Origin of the sequence: Amycolatopsis orientalis DSM 43388 (assembly GCF_000411975.1) — a bacterium.
GTDB classification, from domain to species: domain Bacteria; phylum Actinomycetota; class Actinomycetes; order Mycobacteriales; family Pseudonocardiaceae; genus Amycolatopsis; species Amycolatopsis orientalis_D.
The window spans coordinates 33,047-45,958 of sequence record NZ_ASXG01000072.1; the positions used below are offsets into that span (position 1 = coordinate 33,047).

The 12,912-nt window shown below is 70.5% G+C and carries 11 protein-coding genes; 3 read left to right on the forward strand and 8 right to left on the reverse strand.

The window, feature by feature from the left end:
• Positions 1-97: 97 nt before the first annotated feature.
• Positions 98-328, forward strand: a complete 231-nt coding sequence (gene secG / locus L942_RS12310; protein WP_033292761.1) for a preprotein translocase subunit SecG — start codon at positions 98-100, stop codon at positions 326-328.
• Between the two features lie 76 nt (positions 329-404).
• Complete coding sequence (locus tag L942_RS12315; protein WP_009075886.1) at positions 405-749, forward strand: RNA polymerase-binding protein RbpA; 345 nt, start codon at positions 405-407, stop codon at positions 747-749.
• A gap of 719 nt (positions 750-1,468) precedes the next feature.
• Here the strand turns inward: L942_RS12315 and L942_RS12320 are convergent.
• Positions 1,469-2,671 carry a sensor histidine kinase gene (locus L942_RS12320; RefSeq protein ID WP_200862788.1) on the reverse strand — a complete coding sequence of 401 codons (1,203 nt, stop codon included), beginning with the start codon at positions 2,669-2,671 and terminating at the stop codon, positions 1,469-1,471.
• Positions 2,672-3,098: 427 nt separating this feature from the next.
• Positions 3,099-3,281: a hypothetical protein gene (locus tag L942_RS12325; RefSeq protein ID WP_051165898.1), complete on the reverse strand. Its 183-nt coding sequence runs from the start codon at positions 3,279-3,281 to the stop codon at positions 3,099-3,101.
• Positions 3,282-3,427: 146 nt separating this feature from the next.
• On the opposite strand from L942_RS12325, the gene L942_RS12330 reads away from it, so the two are divergent.
• Complete coding sequence (locus L942_RS12330; protein ID WP_200862792.1) at positions 3,428-4,087, forward strand: GntR family transcriptional regulator; 660 nt, start codon at positions 3,428-3,430, stop codon at positions 4,085-4,087.
• Between the two features lie 205 nt (positions 4,088-4,292).
• On the opposite strand, the gene pgl is transcribed toward L942_RS12330, so the two are convergent.
• From pgl to tkt, 6 genes are read right to left on the reverse strand one after another with little or no spacing between them, the layout of a single operon-like run.
• Positions 4,293-5,066: a 6-phosphogluconolactonase gene (pgl, locus tag L942_RS12335; RefSeq protein ID WP_037359173.1), complete on the reverse strand. Its 774-nt coding sequence runs from the start codon at positions 5,064-5,066 to the stop codon at positions 4,293-4,295.
• Positions 5,063-6,094: a glucose-6-phosphate dehydrogenase assembly protein OpcA gene (gene opcA, locus L942_RS12340; protein WP_037359175.1), complete on the reverse strand. Its 1,032-nt coding sequence runs from the start codon at positions 6,092-6,094 to the stop codon at positions 5,063-5,065. The genes pgl and opcA overlap by 4 nt, the downstream gene beginning before the upstream one ends.
• Positions 6,091-7,620 carry a glucose-6-phosphate dehydrogenase gene (gene zwf / locus L942_RS12345; protein WP_037359177.1) on the reverse strand — a complete coding sequence of 510 codons (1,530 nt, stop codon included), beginning with the start codon at positions 7,618-7,620 and terminating at the stop codon, positions 6,091-6,093. Before zwf ends, opcA begins: the two co-directional genes overlap by 4 nt.
• On the reverse strand, positions 7,617-9,236 hold the full coding sequence (locus tag L942_RS12350) for a glucose-6-phosphate isomerase (RefSeq protein ID WP_037359179.1): 1,620 nt from the start codon (positions 9,234-9,236) through the stop codon (positions 7,617-7,619). Before L942_RS12350 ends, zwf begins: the two co-directional genes overlap by 4 nt.
• A 10-nt stretch (positions 9,237-9,246) precedes the next feature.
• The gene (gene tal, locus L942_RS12355) at positions 9,247-10,359 is read right to left on the reverse strand and encodes a transaldolase (RefSeq protein ID WP_037359181.1); all 1,113 of its coding nucleotides are present in this window, start codon (positions 10,357-10,359) and stop codon (positions 9,247-9,249) included.
• Positions 10,360-10,372: 13 nt separating this feature from the next.
• Complete coding sequence (tkt, locus tag L942_RS12360) at positions 10,373-12,472, reverse strand: transketolase (RefSeq protein WP_037359183.1); 2,100 nt, start codon at positions 12,470-12,472, stop codon at positions 10,373-10,375.
• Between the last annotated feature and the right edge of the window lie 440 nt (positions 12,473-12,912).

A 12,912-nucleotide genomic window follows, 5' to 3' on the forward strand; every position in this document is an offset into this window, starting at 1 on the left:
CTAGAGCAGTGGACGAGTCCAGGGGTACGGTGAAGATCCGCACGCCGCGTGCGGTCCGGCCGTACCCCTGCATGCTCAGACAAGCACAGAGGATGACATGAAGCTGTTCCTGCAAATCCTGTTGATCGCCTCCAGCGTGCTGCTGGTGGTGGCCGTGCTGCTGCACCGCGGCCGGGGCGGCGGCCTGTCGTCGCTGTTCGGCGGGGGGATGCAGTCGAGTCTCGCGGGATCCAGCGTCGCCGAGAAGAACCTCGACCGGATCACGCTGCTGCTCGGGGCCATCTGGCTGATCAGCATCGTGGGTCTCGGCCTCCTGCTCAAGGTCTGACCGGGTCCCCGGAAGGGGACTTGCGATCGGCGTGCCTATTGGGGGGCGCGCCGCCGATTCCAACGGGTGAGGATTCATGGTTGGCGGTAACGCGATTCGCGGCACCCGCGTGGGTGCCGGTCCTTCGGGCGAATCGGAGCGGGGTGAATCGGCGCCACGGCGCCGGGTGTCGTATTGGTGCGCGAACGGGCACGAGGCTCGCCCGTCGTTCGCGATGGACGCGGAAATCCCCGACGAATGGGACTGCCCGCGCTGCGGGCTCCCGGGCGGTCAGGACGAACAGAATCCGCCCGCCGCGCCTCGTACCGAGCCGTACAAGACGCATCTGGCTTACGTGAAGGAACGCCGCAGCGACGCCGACGGCGAGGCCATCCTCGCTGAAGCGCTCGAGCGCCTCCGCCAGCGCCGCGAATTGATCTGAGGCACGGCTTACTCCGGGACCACCGGCTTCCCGTCCGAGAGGGCGAGGGCCGGTGGTTTTTTAGTTCCCGGGGGCTGCCGGGATCTCCCGGGGTCGGCCGGGGAGGTCGCGGGCCGGGTGGTCTGGACCTCGCCGGAGAGGTCCAGACCTCTGTTGAGGGCGGGCGATTCGGCGAGGCGGTTCTGCACGGTGGCGGGGTTGGTCGGCGAGGCGAGGCGGGCTCGGCTAGGTCGGCAGGGCTCGGCAGGGCGCGGGGTGATTCGGCGAGGCGGTTTTGCACGGTGGTGGGGTTGGTCGGGGAGGCGTGGCGAGGTGGGCACGGCGAGGTCGGCTCGGCTCGGCAGGGTGCCGGGAGGGTCGGCAGGGCGGTTTTGTGTGGGCCGGGGTTGGTCGGCGCTGCTAGCTGGGCTCGGCCCGACACGCCGCTGGGCGGGTTGGCAAGGCGGTCCTGCCCGGTGGGGCGGGGCTGTTCGGCACGGCGAGGTGGGCTCGGCCCGGCCGGGCCCTGGACGGGTCGGCAGAGCGGCTCCCGTAAGGGTGCGGCGATCAGTTCCGTCCGGCTGGAGCAGGGGCCGGTCAGATGGTCCGGACCTTTGGGCGGATGGTTCAGACCTGACTGGGGCAGGCGGCTGGTCTGAACCTGTGGTGGCCGGGGGAGAGCGAGGTTGGCTGGTGAGTGCGGATGCCGGTTTTAACCAGCACACGCACTCACCACCGGTTCAGCGGTCCAGCGGATACCGGGCCCGCACCCGGAATCCGCCGTCTTCCGTGCCGGAGGTTTCGAAGCTTCCGCCCAGCAGGCGGGCGCGTTCGGCGAGTCCGGTGAGGCCGTGGCCGCCTGACGGGAATGCTTCTCCGGCGCGGCAGGCGCGGGCGTTCTCGACCTCGATGTCCAGTGCGCCGCTCGCCGCGTGGATGCGGATCGTGGCTGTCGCGCCGGGGGCGTGTTTGTGGACGTTCGTCAGGCATTCCTGCACCGTCCGGTACGCCGCCGCCGAGACCTGGCTCGGCAGGGTGTCCGGGAGTTGCTCGACGGTCAGCTGCACCGGGACGTCCGACGTGCGGATCAGGTGGTCCAGTTCTCCTATCCCGGGCCGCGGGCCGTCGTCGCCGGAGCCCGAGCGCAGGACGCTCACCAGCGAGCGCAGTTCCTCCAGCGTCCGCGTCGACAGCTGGCGGATGACCTGCGCCGTCTCCAGCGCCGGGCCCTCCTTGGCCTGTGCCTGCAGCGCGCCGGCCTGCATGGCGATCAGCGTGATCTGGTGGGACACCACGTCGTGCATCTCCCGGGCCAGCCGGGCGCGTTCCTCGGCGCGGACCGCGTCGGCGTGGAAGCGGCGTTCGCGGTCGCGGCTCTTCGCCAGTTCGGCCAGTTTCGCCGAGATCTCCGCGCGCGCCCCGATCAGCAGGCCGATCGCGATCGGCATTCCGGCCACCAGGACGCCGTAGATGCCGTCGAGGACATGTTCCCGCCAGCTCAGGTCCGCGAACTCCGACAGCGGCCACCGCACGAACCGGCAGGTGAACACCAGCCCCGCGCCGACCCAGGTCTGCCAGTGCAGCTGCCGCCGCGTAGCGAGCATGCCCAGGTTGATCATCGACGCGAGCTGCGCCCAGCCGGCGAAGAACCCCGGCACCGCGGCGAGCACCGCGAGGAACGGGAAACGCCGCCGCACCACGACCGCGAGGCACGCGGCGGCCGAGAGGTAGAGCGAATACGGCTGTGCTTTCGGCGGCACGACGAGCCAGACGTCGAGCACCGCCAGCAGCACGACCACCGCTTCGACGGCGATGGTCGCGACGAGGGGTTTCCGGAACACGGCGAACGCTCCGGTCAGGCTGGCGCGCCGGGCTCGTCGGGCGGCTCCGGCGGCGGAGCTGCTCATCGAGATGCCCGGAATCGAGAGTCCCTCAGTGCTCATCGCGGCGACCCCATTCGTCTTGTGGACTTGGTGATGAGATGCTCCGGCCACCCGATCGGGACGCGCGGCGGTGAACAAATGTGCGGATGCTAACGGGAACGTGTGTGTTGACGGTAAGTTTCACCCAGAGTGGTTTTTGTGGTGTTCTAATCTCCACAACTGCTCCAACAGGATGAACGATGCGCAGGTGATGTCACCTTGTGTCGATCACATCACCTTATGTTCACCATACGGCGGTTCCCGCATACTGGTGAGCCGCTTTTTGGCGGAGTGTCAGTTGCTCCATTTGCCGCCCAGGTCGAGGCAGGGTCCGCGCCACGCGTACAGGGGAGAGATCACCCGTGCGGGTGGGTGGGAAGTGTCGCTGCGCAGTCGAAGGGCACCGCGTCGCGGGCGAGCACGAGGCGGTGGCCGGGCAGGCGGCGACTTACGCGGGAGCCTCCGCAGTCGCGACGAGGACTGCGCGGCCGAGCGTGGTGAAGCCAAGGACGGCGGGCGTCGCGGCGGCCGAGAAGCCGATTGACGTGACATCCAGGACGAAGCAGCGGTGCTCGCCGTACCCGGCGGGCGTTGCCGCGATGAAGCGCGCGACATCCGCGTCGCCGCGCATTGGGAAAGCGCGCTCGGCCGGAGCCGATGTTGTCGTCCGACAGCTCGGCGACGGTCGTGCTCGTGGCGGTGAAGGTCGGAATCGGTACCCTATCGGCAAGATAATCGATGATTTGGCAGATTGTCTATCCTCTCGGCATGAAGCAAATGCTGTCCGAGCAGATCTACGACCGGGTCCGCGACGCGATCATGCGCGGCGAGGTCGAGCCGGGGCAGGCGCTGAAACCGCAGGAACTGGCGGCGCGGTACGAGGTCAGCCTCGCCGTGGTGCGGGAGGCGCTGGTCCGGCTGGTCGGAGAGGGACTGGCGGAACGGCTGGCGAACCGCGGCTTCGCCGTGCCCACACTGGCTGATCGGCGGTGGCAGGAGATCATCGAAGCGCGGCGGACGGTCGAGCCCGCGATGCTGCGGCTGTCCGTCGCGCGCGGAGACCTGGAATGGGAGACCCGGGTGCGCGCGGCGGGGCACCGGCTCGCCCGGACGCCGATGTACGTGCCGGAGGAAGGCAGCTACTACTCCGCGGCTTGGGCGGAGGCGCACCGCCTGTTCCACCGCACGCTGCTCGACGGCTGCGGGAACGCGGTGCTGCTGGAGAGTTTCGACCGGATGTGGACGGCGAGCGAACTGGCCCGGCGGTGGACGGTGCACCCGGCGTACCGGCTGCCGGTGGAGGACGTGCTCGCCCAGCACGAGGGACTGGAACGGGCCGTGCTGAGCCGGGATCCGGAGGAGGCGGCGAGGCTGCTGACGGACCACTTGACGGCGACCGCGGCGGTGCTGACCGGTGCGGAGAAGACGGGGAAGTAGCGGATTCCTTTGCTGCGCAAGGAAAGACCGGTGCCGCGCTGGGGGGCACGAAAGAGGTGCTGACGGATCGCTCGCGGCGGCGTTGATCGGTCCGATGCCGCAGAGGGCTCGGGAACGCGAAGGTCAAGCACTCCCAGCCGCCTTGTCTCGCAACGAAAAAGGCTCCCCACGCACCACGCGCGAGGAGCCTTTCCCGACAACCGTCCTACTCGGCAGGCGGCTGGTACACCTTCGTCAGCTTCCCGGCCGCCTCGCGGTCCAGGAGCCACAGGGTCCGCCGGTAGCCGCGGGCTCCCGAAACCGGGATCTGCGTTTCCGGCGCGCCGGCCAGTGCTTGCGCGACCGCGTCCGCCTTGGCGGTTCCTGCGGTCATCAGCCAGACCTCGCGGGCACGGCGGATGGCGGGCAGGGTCAGCGACACGCGCGTCGGCGGGGGCTTCGGGCAGTCGCGGACCGGCACCACCGAGCGCCGCGTTTCGCGTACCTCGGCGGTTTCCGGGAACAGCGACGCCGTGTGGCCCTCGCCGCCCAGGCCGAGCAGCATGATGTCGAACTCCGGCACGTCCGCGCCGGGGCCCGCCGCGTCGGAGAGGACCTTCGCGTAGGCCTCGGCGGCCGCGTCGACGTCGTCGCCGAATTCGCCGTCCGACGGGGCCATCGCGTGCACTCGCTCGGGAGCCAGCGGCACGTGGTCGAGCAGGGCTTCGCGCGCGCCCTTCTCGTTGCGCTCGTCCGAATCCGCCGGGACGAACCGTTCGTCGCCCCAGTAGACGTCCAGCCGCGACCAGTCGATCGCGTCCCGCGCGCTCGATTCCCGCAGTTCGCGCAGCACGGCGATGCCGGTGCCGCCGCCGGTGAGCACCACCGACGCGGCACCGCGGGCCGCCTGCACGTCGACGATCCGGGTCACCAGCCGGGCCGCGGCGGCCGCGGCCAGCAGGTCCGGGTTTTCGTAGACGACGACCTCGGTCCGGCTCATGACGTGCTCTTTTCCGCCGTCTTGCGGCCGGTCGCCTTCGGCTTCGCCGCCGCCGCGGGCTTGGCGGCGGTCTTGGCCGGAGCCTTCGCAGCCGCGGGCTTGGACCCGTTGGACGCGGCGATCTTGTGCAGCCCGTGCAGCGCCGCCTCGTAGATCTCGTCCGGGTCGAGCCGCCGCAGTTCCTCCACGAGGCACTCCGGGTTGCTGCGCCGCTGCAACGCGATCCGCCGCGTCGGCTGGCCCGGCTGGGTCAGCGTGCCGACCCGCCCGTCCGGCCGCGTCAGCTCCACCGCGCCCGACTTCCGCTCCAGCTTCACCGAGATGATGCCCTGCGCGCTCGAGCTCTTGACCCGGTGCACCGGGGCCTTGAGGTACTCGGCGAGCCAGCCGGCGAGCAGTTCGGTCGACGGCGAATCGGCCTCGCCGGTCACCGTCGCGCTCGTGATCTTCTCGTACGGCGGCAGGTCCAGCGCCGACACCAGCTGCGCCCGCCAGCGGGTCAGCCGCGTCCACGCCAGGTCGGTGTCACCCTCCACATAGGACTTCGCGCGGGTGCTGAGAGCCCTTATCGGGTTCTTTTCCGCGGCGGAGTCGGTGATCCGCCGCTGCGCCAGCTGGCCGAGCGGGTCCTCCGCGGGGGCCTTCGGGCCGACGCCCGGCCACCAGGTGACGATCGGCGCGTCCGGCAGCAGCAGCGGCACCACGGCGCTCTGCCCCTGCGCGGCCAGCGGGCCGTACAGCCGCAGCACGATGACCTCGCTCGCGCCGGCGTCGCCGCCGACGCGGATCTGGCCGTCGATCCGCGGCGCGGCCGTGCGCGCGCCCTTCGCCACGACGATCACCCGCGACGGGTGCTCCCGGCTCGCGTCGTTCGCGGCCTCGATGGCGTCCTCGAGCTTGGCGTCGTCGTCCGCGACGATCACCAGCGTCAGCACCCGGCCGAGCGCGACCTGGCCGCCCTGCTCGCGGATCTCCACCAGTTTCTTGTTCAGCGCCGACGTCGTGGTCGACGGCAGGTCGATGATCACGGACGCCTCCAGTGCCTGCCGGTACGCTCCAGCATTTCGTCAGCCGACTTCGGTCCCCAGCTGCCCGGCGCGTACTGCTCCGGCGCGGTGCCGAGCTTGGCCCAGTGCGCCAGCACCGGGTCGAGGATTTCCCACGACAGCTCGACTTCCTCGTTCACCGGGAACAGCGACGGCTCGCCCAGCAGCACGTCCAGGATCAGCCGCTCGTAGGCCTCCGGAGACGACTCGGTGAACGCGTGGCCGTAGCCGAAGTCCATCGTGACGTCGCGGACCTCCATCGTGGTCCCCGGCACCTTCGACCCGAACCGCAATGTGATGCCCTCGTCCGGCTGCACGCGGATGACCAGCGCGTTCTGCCCCAGCTCCTCGGTGGAGGTGGAGTCGAACGGCAGGTGCGGCGCGCGCTTGAACACGACCGCGATCTCGGTGACCCGGCGGCCGAGCCGCTTGCCGGTGCGCAGGTAGAACGGCACGCCCGCCCAGCGGCGGTTCTGCACCTCCAGCGTCACCGCGGCGTACGTCTCGGTCTTCGAGTCCTTCGCGAATCCGGCTTCCTGCAGCAGCCCCGGCACCTTCGTGCCGCCCTGCCAGCCGCCCGCGTACTGCCCGCGCGCGGTGGTCTCGTCGAGCGGCAGCATCGGCTTGGTCGCGGCCAGCACCTTCGCCTTCTCCGCGCGCAGCGCCTTCGGCTCGAACGACAGCGGTTCGTCCATCGCGGTGAAGGCGAGCAGCTGCAGCAGGTGGTTCTGGATGACGTCGCGCGCGGCGCCGATCCCGTCGTAGTACCCCGCGCGGCCGCCGAGGCCGATGTCCTCGGCCATGGTGATCTGCACGTGGTCGATGAAGTTCGCGTTCCAGATCGGCTCGAACAGCTGGTTCGCGAACCGCAGCGCCAGGATGTTCTGCACCGTCTCCTTGCCGAGGTAGTGGTCGATGCGGAACACCGACTCCTCGGGGAAGACGTCGTTCACGATCGCGTTGAGCTCCCGGGCGCTCTTGAGATCGTGGCCGAACGGCTTCTCGATGACCACGCGCCGCCAGGTGTTCTCGTCGGCCTGCGCGAGGCCCGAGCGCGCCAGCTGCTTGGTCACCACCGGGAACGCGCCCGGCGGGATCGACAGGTAGAACGCGGTGTTGCCGCCGGTGCCGCGTTCCTCGTCCAGTTCGCGCACGGTCTTCGCGAGCCGGTCGAAGGCCTCGTCGTCGTCGAAAGTGCCCTGGACGAACCGGATTCCTTCGGCGAGCCGGTTCCACACCGACTCCTTGAACGGCGTCCGCGCGTGCTCGCGCACCGAATCGTGCACCAGCTCGCCGAAGTCCTGGTGCTCCCAGTCCCGGCGGGCGAAGCCGACCAGCGAGAACCCGGCGGGCAGCAGCCCGCGGTGCGCGAGGTCGTAAATGGCCGGCATCAGCTTCTTGCGCGCCAGGTCGCCGGTGACGCCGAAGATCACCAGGCTCGACGGCCCGGCGATCCGCGGCAGCCGCTTGTCGCGGGGGTCCCGCAGCGGGTTGCGCCAGGTGGTCACTGAGCGGCCTCCTGCACTGCCCGGACGAGCTCGGCGAGCCCGGCGGCGCGGTCGGTCAGGTGCAGCCGCAGCACCGGACGCCCGTGCTCGGCGAGCACCTGGCCGTCGCCGAGCGCCTGCGCGTGCTGGAGCTGCCCCAGCGTGTACGGGCGGTCGGGCACCGGCAGGTCTTCGCCGACGGCTCCGGTGATCTGCAGGAAGCTGCCGTTCTGGTGACCGCCCTTGTGGTACTGCCCGGTGGAGTGCAGGAACCGCGGGCCCCAGCCGAACGTGGTCTGCACGCCGGTGCGCTTGGCGATTTCCGCGCGCAGCAAGGAAGTCGACGCGTCGTCCAGCCGGTCGAGGTACGCCTGCACCGCGATGTACCCGCCGTCGGCCACCGAACCGAAGAACGCGCGCAGCACGTCGGCGAGCTTGCCGTCCGTGGAAACCCCTTCGCTGCCGAAGACTTCGACCGCACCGTCCACAGTGGCCGGTTCCTCGCCGCCCTTCAGCTTCTCCGGGTCGTCCAGCAGCGCGCGCGCCGCCTTCTTCGCCGCTTCGACGTCCGGCTGGTCGAACGGGTTGATCCCGATCAGCCGTCCGACGAGCGCGGTCGCGAACTCCCACAGCAGGAACTGCGCGCCGAGCGGGCCGGTCACCGAGATCTGCGCCGCGCCTTCCGGGGCTCCGATCGCGACCGCGGTCGCGTCCTTGCCGTGGCCGGCGAAGCCGGGCGCTTCCGGGCTCTCGACGGCCACCGGCAGCAGGCCGGTGCCGAGCTTGCCGGTGGATTCGGCGATCAGCTGCTCGGCCCAGTCCGGGAAGCCCTTGATCCCGGATCCGGTGTCGGCCAGCACGACCTTCTCCGCGCCCGCCTCGTGCGCCGCGCCCCACGCCGCGGCCAGCTGCACGGCGGGGTTCTCGGCGGTGTCCTCGGCGAGCGTTTCCGCCACCGACGCGGCCTGGTCGAGCAGCCGCGCGACGTCCGCGCCCGCGAGACCGGCCGGCACGAGGCCGAACGCGGTCAGCGCGGAGTAACGGCCGCCGACGTGCGGGTCGGCCAGGAAGGTCTTGCGGTAGCCCTCTTTCTCCGCCAGTTCGGAGAACGGGGAGCCGGGATCGGTGACGACGACGATGCGCCGCGCCGCGTCGATCCCGGCGTCCGCGAACGCCTTGGCGAAAATCCGCCGGTGGCTGTCGGTCTCGACGGTGCCGCCGGACTTCGACGACACCACGACGACGGTGCGCTCGAGGTCGCCCGCGAGCGCGTCGGCCACCTGGCCGGGGTCGGTCGTGTCGAGCACCGTGAGCGGGACGCCGGCGGTGGCGGTGATGACCTCCGGCGCGAGCGACGAGCCGCCCATGCCGGCGAGCACCACGCGGTCCACGCCCTCGCTGCGCAGTTCCGCGCGCAGCGACTCGATTTCCCCGATCAACGGACGCGACGACTTGTGCAACGTCGTCCAGGACAATCGGATCGACGCTTCGGACTCGGCGTCCGGACCCCACAGCGTGGGGTCCTGGGCGGCGAGCTTGGCAGCGGCGCCGTCGGCGGCCAGCCGCTGCGCCAGCGGCGCTGCCTTTTCTGCCAGTTCGGCGTCGACGATCACGACGCCGGTTTCGTCCCCGCTCATGGTCTCTGGTTCAGCCCCTCGCTTTGTTCAGCTGCCCGGTCACCGTGTCCAGCAGTTCCTGCCAGGACTTCTCGAACTTCTCGACGCCCTCGGTCTCCAGCGTGCGGAACACGTCCGGCACGTCGATCCCGGCCGCCGACAGCTTGTCGAAGATCGCCTGCGCCTGCTCGCCCTTTCCGGAAACCGTGTCGCCGGTGATCTCGGCGTGGTCGGCGACCGCGTCCATGGTCTTCTCGGGCATCGTGTTCACGACGTCCTTGACCACCAGCTGGTCGACGTACCGGGTGTCGGAGTAGGCCGGGTCCTTCACACCGGTGGAGGCCCACAGCGGACGCTGCGCGTTCGCGCCCGCCTCGGCGAGCGCCTTCCACCGGTCGGTGGCGAACAGCTTCTCGAAGGCGTCGTACGCGAGCCGCGCGTTGGCGATGGCCGCCTCGCCCAGCAGCGCCTTGGCCTCGTCGGTGCCGATCGCGTTCAGCCGCTTGTCGACCTCGCTGTCCACGCGGGACACGAAGAACGACGCGACCGAGTGGATGCCCTTGAGGTCGTGGCCGTTGGCCTTCGCCTGCTCCAAGCCGGCGAAGAAGGCCTTGATGACGGCCTCGTAGCGCTCGACGGAGAAGATCAGCGTGACGTTGACGCTGATGCCCTCGGCGAGCACCGCGGTGATCGCGGGCAGGCCCTCTTCGGTCGCCGGGATCTTGATCATCACGTTCGGCCGGTCGACGGTCTTCCACAGGTCCTTGGCCTCGGCCACCGTCTTGTCGGTGTCCTTCGCCAGGCGCGGGTCCACCTCGATGGACACGCGGCCGTCGACGCCGTTCGTGGCGTTGTACACGTCGCGGAACAGGTCCGCGGCGTTGCGCACGTCGGTGGTGGTCAGCTCCCGGACGGTGCCGTCGAGGTCCGCGCCGCGCGCGGCGAGGTCGTTGACCTGCTCGTCGTAGGCGGCGCCGTTCGACAGCGCGTTCGCGAAGATGGTCGGGTTGGTGGTCACGCCGACGACGTGCTTGTCGCGGATGAGCCCGGCGAGGTTGCCCGAGTTCAGGCGCTCGCGCGAAAGGTCGTCCAGCCAGATCGAGACGCCAGCTTCGGACAGCTGCCCGAGTCGGTCAGTGCTCATGATTGCGCTCCTCTCAGTTCTTGGTGTTGGCGATCGAGCGGCGCGCGGCGTCGACCACGGCTTCGGCGGTGAAGCCGAACTCGCGGAACAGCGTCGCGGCGTCGGCCGAGGCTCCGTAGTGCTCGATCGACACGTTTTCGCCGGCGTCGCCGGTGAAGCGCTGCCACGGCATCGCGATCCCGGCCTCGACCGAGACGCGGGCCTTGACCGTCGGCGGCAGGACGGCGTCCTTGTAGTCCTGGTCCTGCGCGTCGAACCACTCGACGCACGGCATCGACACGACGCTGGTCGGGATGCCGTCGGCCTCGAGCGTCTTGCGCGCCTCGACGGCCAGCTGGACCTCGGAACCGGTGGCGATCAGCAGGACCTCCGGGGTGCCGTTGGACGCCTCGGCCAGCACGTAGCCGCCCTTCTTGACGCCCTCGGCGTTGGTGCCCTCCAGCACCGGCACGTTCTGCCGGGTCAGCGCGAAGCCGGACGGGTGGTGCACGTCCTCCAGCACGGCCTTCCACGCGTAGGCGGTCTCGTTGGCGTCCGCCGGGCGGACGACGTTGAGGCCGGGGATGGCGCGCAGCGCGGCGATCTGCTCGATCGGCTGGTGCGTCGGGCCGTCCTCGCCGAGGCCGATCGAGTCGTGCGTCCACACGTAGATGACCGGGGCCTTCATCAGCGCGGCGAGCCGGACCGGCGGGCGCATGTAGTCGGAGAAGGTGAGGAAGGTCGCGCCGTAGGGCCGGGTGCCGCCGTGCAGCGCGATGCCGTTGAGGATCGAGCCCATCGCGTGCTCGCGGATGCCGAAGTGCAGCGTGCGGCCGTACGGGTTGGTCTTCCACATGTCGGTGCCGGCCTCGGCCGGGCCGAACGAGTCGGCGCCCTTCATGGTGGTGTTGTTGCTTTCCGCGAGGTCCGCGGAACCGCCCCACAGCTCGGGCAGCGGCTCGGCCAGCGCGTTGAGCACCTCGCCGGAGGCCTTGCGGGTGGCGATGCCCTTGGCGTCCGGCTCCCACGTCGGCAGGTTGTCCGCGAAGCCCTCGGGCAGCGTGCGGGTGGACAGCCGGTCGGCCAGCTTCTTGCGCTCCGGGTTCGCCGCGGCCCACGCCTCGAAGCGCTCCTGCCATTCGGCGCGCAGCTTCTCGCCGCGCTCGACGGCCTGGCGGGTGTGCGCGAGCACCGCGTCCTCGACGGCGAAGTTCTTCTCCGGGTCGAAGCCCAGCGCCTTCTTGACGCCGGCGACCTCTTCCGCGCCCAGCGCCGCGCCGTGCGCCTTGCCGGTGTTCATCTTCGTCGGGGCCGGGTAGCCGATGATCGTGCGCAGCTGGATGAACGACGGGCGCTCGGTCTCGGCCTGCGCCGCCTTGATGGCCGCCTCGATCGCCACGACGTCCTCGCCGCCCTCGACGGTCTGCACGTGCCAGCCGTAGGCCTCGTACCGCTTCGCGACGTCCTCGGACAGCGCGATGTTGGTGTCGTCCTCGATGGAGATCTTGTTGTCGTCGTAGAAGACGATCAGGTTGCCCAGCTCCTGGCGGCCCGCGATGGACGAGGCCTCGGAGGTGACGCCCTCTTCGATGTCGCCGTCGGAGGCGATCACGTAGATGTGGTGGTCGAAGATGCTCTCGCCGGGGGCGGCGTCCGGGTCCAGCAGGCCGCGCTCGCGGCGGGCGGCCATCGCCATGCCGACCGCGTTCGCCAGGCCCTGGCCCAGCGGGCCGGTGGTGGTCTCGACGCCCTTGGTGTGCCGGTACTCCGGGTGGCCCGGGGTCTTGGAGCCCCAGCGGCGCAGCTGCTCGAGGTCTTCCAGCTCGAGGCCGAACCCGGCCAGGTACAGCTGGATGTAGAGGGTCAGGCTGGAGTGCCCGGCGGAGAGCACGAACCGGTCGCGGGCCGGCCACTCCGGGTCGGCCGGGTCGTGCCGCATGGTGCGCTGGAACAGCGTGTACGCCAGCGGCGCCAGGCTCATCGCAGTGCCCGGGTGCCCGCTGCCGCAGTTCTCGACGGCGTCCGCGGCCAGGACGCGGGCGGTGTCTACGGCGCGGGTGTCGGTCTCGGTCCAGTCGGCCGGCACGTTGCGCCGGAGCAAGGGGTTGGTCTCGCTGCTAGAGGTTTCGGACACTGAACTCGAACTCCTGCGTCGGTGAAGTGGTGGCTGTATTCCGTGCGTGCCGCTCAAGTGCTGCGGTGTGCGCCCTCAGTTATCTCAATCGATCCCGAAGGGACGATATTCCTGCTGACGGCGCTGTGCAGGCGGAGCGAGCGGCCCGACGGTGCCACCCTAGTGCGTACGCGTGCGCGCGAGCGCGGGCGAGCACCCTGCGGGTGAGGTGATCCTGCCCGCCTGTCGCTGTCGGACTACCCGCCGCGGGCGGTCCCGACTCCTCGCGGCCCGCGGCGGCGGACGTGACGGACGGAACACCGCCGGGCGTGTCCCGGACCCGCGGGCGTCGGGCCGGTCCGTCACGTCTAACATCGATCGCGGGCCAGGCACGGAAGTTCTCCAGGAGTTCCGCTTCTTTCTTCCGGGCCGCCCGGCCCAGGACTGACTCAGGGAGAGAA